This is a genomic window from Frankia sp. AiPs1 (assembly GCF_023716945.1).
Classification (GTDB): domain Bacteria; phylum Actinomycetota; class Actinomycetes; order Frankiales; family Frankiaceae; genus Frankia.
Window position 1 is genome coordinate 1 of the sequence record NZ_JAMQQF010000658.1, and the last position, 3,084, is coordinate 3,084.

3 protein-coding genes are annotated in these 3,084 nt (G+C 73.1%); 1 reads left to right on the forward strand and 2 read right to left on the reverse strand.

All coding sequences use genetic code 11. The annotated features are described in order from the left end of the window. Positions 1 to 295 (reverse strand): MFS transporter (locus ND748_RS28985; RefSeq protein WP_374216064.1); only part of this gene is annotated, 295 nt, incomplete at its 3' end. 164 nt (positions 296 to 459) lie between these two features. Between ND748_RS28985 and ND748_RS28990 the strand changes: the two genes are divergently transcribed. Then, a complete protein-coding gene (locus ND748_RS28990) occupies positions 460 to 864 on the forward strand; it encodes a DUF962 domain-containing protein (protein ID WP_251749367.1) in 405 nt (134 codons plus the stop codon). Here ND748_RS28990 and ND748_RS28995 read toward each other — a convergent pair. Further along, on the reverse strand, positions 797 to 3,084 hold a 2,288-nt coding region (locus ND748_RS28995; RefSeq protein WP_251749368.1), incomplete at its 5' end, for an ATP-binding cassette domain-containing protein. The genes ND748_RS28990 and ND748_RS28995 overlap by 68 nt on opposite strands.

Sequence of the window (3,084 nt, forward strand, 5' to 3'; positions counted from 1 at the left end):
GGCCGAGGCAGCCGGCGGCGTAGGCGGCGAGCCCGGCGAGCAGCACCCCGCGGTGACCGCGGGCCGCCGCCGCCCGCCCGGCGGCGTACTGCGACAGCAGGGCCCCGAGGAAGAACGCCGCCATCACGACCCCGACGCCGGCGGCGGAGACGTGCCGGTCGGCCAGGTAGAGCGGCAGCAGCGGGGCGATGGCGAAGGAACCGAGCCACTGCAGCAGCGTCGCGGCCGTCAGGACGGCGAGCAGGCGACCCGGGCGGGACGTACCCACCTGCACCGATTCGCTCGCCTTGCCCATCCCTGGGTCCTACCCTGCGGGCGCGGTACCTGGCAACGTAGATACGACCGAACGAGCGGGCGGCGGGCGAGCCAGACCCGGGCCCCGCGGAGATCTTGACCTCGGATCCACGGCCGGCGAGTGCGATGGCCGGCGGGGGCCACGGCGGCAGGAGGCGGACGGCGATGAACATCCGACGCGGGGCGCGCGGATCCGGGACGGGCGGCGGGGCGGTGCCCGACCGTTCGGCCCCGTTCGCCGAGAAGATGGCGTACTACCGATCCCAGCACACCGGCCGGGCCATCCGGCTGACCCATCTCGTCGGCATCCCGGGGGTGGCCTTCGCGCTGCCGGTGGTGCTCGCCCGGCCCAGGATCGGCCTGCCGGTGTTCGCGGCAAGCTGGGCCGTGCAGATCGCCGGGCACGTGCTGTTCGAGCACAACCGCCCCGCGCTCACCGCGGGCCCGCTGACCTACCAGCTCTGCGGCCTGGCCTTCTGGTGCGAGGAGGTCGCCGACCTGCTCAGCGGCGCAGGGGCAGCCGGCCCTTGGGCGGCTGCGACTGGCCCTGGACCGGGGGGCCGGGCCTGAATCCGCGCGGCCCGGTGCCTCCCGCCGGCGCGGCGTCCGCCGCCCGGGTGACCTTGGGTTCGATCCGGCGCAGCATGAGCGTGGTGAGCACCAGCGCGACGCCGCCGATGGCGATGCCGATCACGATGTCGAGCGCCCAGGTGCCCGCGCTGTGCTCCCAGAGCCGGTCGGGGCGGTCGGTGCGCAGGGTCGGGTTGCCGAGCTTGCTCACCACGTTGATGTCGTCGGTGGAGGCCAGCGCCGCGAACCCCCACCGGGCCGGGACGAGGTAGCTGATCTGGCTCAGCCCGATCCGCCCGGTCATGGAGGTCAGGCCGCCGGAGAACACGAGCTGGCCCATGGTCACCAGGACGAGGATCGGCATCGCCTTGTCCGCGTTGTCGATCAGGGTGGAGACGAACAGGCCGATCATCATCGACGCCAACGCCGCGACGATCACCGCCAGCAGGCATTCCAGCAGCGGCGAGCCGAGCGCGGCGGCCTGCGGCGGAGTGCGACCCACCACGGCGATGAGCGTGAAGACCAGGCACTGCGCGGTCGTGATGGCGGTCAGCAGGATGATTTTGGAACCGAGGTAGGCGGTACGGGACAGCCCGATCGTCCGCTCCCGCCGGTAGATGGCACGTTCCTTGACGATCTCCCGGATCGAGTTGGCCATCCCCATGAAGCAGGCACACAGCACCAGCACCACGAGCACCTTGGTGGCGTCGGCGTTCGGCGACTGCGGCAGTGGGCCGAGGCCGTCGGGAGCCTTGAGCACCCGCGGCACGATGCCGAGCAGGAACGGGTAGGCGATGATCAGACGCAGGTAGGACCGGTCGGCGAGGACGACCCGCCAGTACCGGCGGGTCAGCGTCGAGAGCTGCGCGGTCACCGGCTGCTGGCGGACGCTGGGCAGCTCCGGCGGCGCCTTGCGCACCGCCGGCGCCACGACCGCGGAGGGCACGAAGAACTCCGACGCCCGGAAGCGGGCGGCCATCTGCTCGCCCGGGGTGGCCTCCAGCTCCCGGAAGACCGCGGCGAACTCGCGGAAGTCCTGCTTGCCGAAGAAACGCAGGGCCCCGTCGGCCGGGCCGAAGTAGGCGACGTGGCCCCCGGGGGCGAGCACCAGGATGAAGTCGCACAGGTCCAGGAACAGCACGCTGTGCGTGACGACGATGACGGTCCGGCCGCTTTCGTCGGTGGACCCGGCGCCGCCGCCCTTCGCGAGGCCGCGCAGCGTCTCCATCACCGACTGGTCGTTGGCCGGGTCGAGGCCGGACGTCGGCTCGTCAAGGAAGAGCAGCGACGGTCGGGTGAGCAGCTCGAGCGCGACGCTGGTGCGCTTCTTCTGGCCGCCGGAAAGCTGGGAGACCCGGGTGTTGGCATGGGCGGTCAGCCCGAGCTGGCCGATGACCTCCTCGACCCGGGCGCGGCGCTCGGCCGCGGTGGTGTCGGCCGGAAAGCGCAGCTCCGAGCCGTAGAGCAGGGCCTCGCGCACGGTGAGCTGGTCGTGCAGCGGGTCGGCCTGGGGCACGTAGCCGATGCGGCGGCGCAGCTCGTCGTACTCGGCGTAGAGGTCCCGGCCGGCGTAGCGCACCGAGCCGCGGTCGGCGGGCCGGAAGCCGGTGAGCGCGTTGAGCAGGGTGGACTTGCCGGCGCCGCTGGGGCCGACCACGCCGAGCAGGGACCGGCCGGGCAGCCGGAAGGTCATGTCGTGCATGAGCTGCTTGCTGCCGGCGAAGACGGAGACGTCCTGGACCTCGAAGGCGACGTCCCCGGAGTCGACGTACTCGACCAGCGAGCTGGCCTCGAGCTGGAACAGGTGATGGCCGATGGCGATGACGTCGCGCTGCATCACCGGGGCCCGGCTGATCCGGTGGCCGTTGACGAACGTGCCGTTCGCCGACGCGAGGTCGACCAGCTCCACCCCACCGAGGGAGATGTGCAGCTCGGCGTGGTGCCGGGAGGCGAGCAGATCCCCGACGTTGATCTCGTTGTCGCGGGAGCGCCCCATCCGCATCCGGCCGGGCTTGAGGGGATGCACGCGGCGCCGGTCGTGCACGACCGCGCTCTGCGCGGTCGCCGGATCAACCGACAGCCCCCCCGACACCCCCGACACCCCCGACACCCCAGGCACCCCCGGCACCCCCGGCACCCCCGGCGCGATGCCGGCCACCCCCGACGGCTGCCCGGGCACCCCCGCCCACGCCGGCAGGCCGCCTCCGACCGGTACCGGCG